The sequence below is a fragment of the Clostridium sp. HBUAS56010 genome, assembly GCF_007115105.1.
Classification (GTDB): domain Bacteria; phylum Bacillota; class Clostridia; order Lachnospirales; family Lachnospiraceae; genus Lacrimispora.
The window spans coordinates 1-370 of record NZ_SULJ01000038.1 but is presented as its reverse complement, the minus strand read 5'-3'; the positions used below and the strand labels follow the sequence as shown (position 1 = coordinate 370).

Below are 370 nucleotides of genomic sequence, written 5' to 3'. Positions count from 1 at the left end.
CCGGTAACATGGGGGTGTAGCTCAGTTGGGAGAGCACCTGCCTTGCAAGCAGGGGGTCAAGAGTTCGAATCTCTCCATCTCCATTCGGTGCTGTTACGAAGCAAGCACTTCGAAAAGCTAACGCTTTTCTCAGTCACGGCGTTTTACGCCTATACAATCAAATATAAAACTCCTTAGGAAAGCAAGCTTTCCACACCGTTTTCTACATGATTGTGCACGCTTCTGTTCGCATCGCGCATGTACCTTGAAAACCACATATTGAAATATATCTAGATAGAGTCTTTACAAAAAGACAATATCAAGACATCCGAGGTGTTACATCAAATGATGTAACCAAACAAAACTCGTTCAAATATCGTAACGTACGATA

1 tRNA gene is annotated in these 370 nt (G+C 42.7%); it reads left to right on the top strand.

From position 1 onward, the window contains the following. Window positions 1-10 precede the first annotated feature (10 nt). Window positions 11-83: transfer RNA gene (locus FAY33_RS19065), tRNA-Ala, on the top strand. Window positions 84-370: the final 287 nt, after the last annotated feature.